We start from the raw sequence: 1109 nt of genomic DNA on the forward strand, positions 1-1109 counted from the left end.
AGCGCCGATGGTACTGCGTACTGTGGGAGAGTAGGTCGCCGCCGACTTTTAAAAAAGGACAGTTTTCCAAGTGAAAGCTGTCCTTTTTTCGTTTATAGCCAGGGATATGAAATTGGGGCCTGAAGAAGAATCCAGAATCTTTTCCAAAGTTTTAAAGCTTCTTGCCTGCATAGTCTATAAATAGTTTTTCTCCAGGTTCATGGTGTAATACCATTGATGGATTCTTTGTAAGCAGGTGTTGGGCTAAATGATAACTAAACTGGCTTAAGCTGTATCCTGATGGATTTGATAAGCGATATTCTTCCCAAAGCAACTGTTTGGTTACGCCTGCTTTCTTTAGCTCTGTTTCAAAATAATCCAGCATACTTTTTAGGTCTTCAAAACGTTGATCTTTATATGCTGGATTACCTGGATGAAAGACCTTTTCAAGTGCATGATCCTCCATCTTTAACAGGGTGTTAAGGCTTAACTTTGAACTACGGTATTTAATCAGATAACTCTTAACCGTGTTCTTACTTATGTCCAAATTGCGGGCAATTGTCTTAATGCCACACCCTTGACTGTGTAATTGTAGTATTTGTTTTACTTGGCCCATTCTTTTAGGTTTTCCTGCCATATTTAGTATCAATTAGTAGTTACATCTACTAATTAATTTAAACCTAAATCCAAGGGGTCAATATGCTCCGTTTTTTTGAAAAGCAATTGATGCAGAGGGGGTCAATATGCTCCGTTTTTTTTTACGTCACAGAGCAATATTTATCCTCAAATATCATTTTAAGGGGTCAGCATCCGCCGGAATGTCATGCTAAAACCTAGCAGGAACTGGCTTCTGGAAAGGGGGTCAGCATGTTCAAGAATATCCAGTATTACTGTTAACTAAGAATATGGTCTCTAGTGATGGTATAGCGTAAAAGCTTAAAAAAGTATCTATTATTCTAAAAATCCCCCAAAACACCGAAAATTATTCTGAAAATGGCCGAAATCGGCAAAAATTATTCTGAAAAATCGCTTTTTGGGTGCTTTTTCGATACGGCTTCGGGAATTGTTCGGGTAGCGCTCGGGTTTGTTCGGGTGCTGTTCGGGTTGTGTTCGGATAGGGTTCGGTTATG

1 protein-coding gene is annotated in these 1109 nt (G+C 39.1%); it reads right to left on the bottom strand.

The window, feature by feature from the left end:
- Window positions 1-151 precede the first annotated feature (151 nt).
- Window positions 152-616 (bottom strand): helix-turn-helix domain-containing protein, encoded by a 465-nt coding sequence (locus OM074_RS21115; RefSeq protein ID WP_301202701.1) that lies wholly within the window; start codon window positions 614-616, stop codon window positions 152-154.
- Between the last annotated feature and the right edge of the window lie 493 nt (window positions 617-1109).

It is taken from the genome of Plebeiibacterium marinum (assembly GCF_026013615.1).
GTDB classification, from domain to species: Bacteria; Bacteroidota; Bacteroidia; order Bacteroidales; family Marinilabiliaceae; genus Saccharicrinis; species Saccharicrinis marinus_A.

What these genes read in the sequence shown, in the direction of transcription:
- OM074_RS21115 (WP_301202701.1), bottom strand. Translation starts at nt 616, where the DNA reads ATGGCAGGAAAACCTAAAAGAATGGGCCAAGTAAAACAAATACTACAA.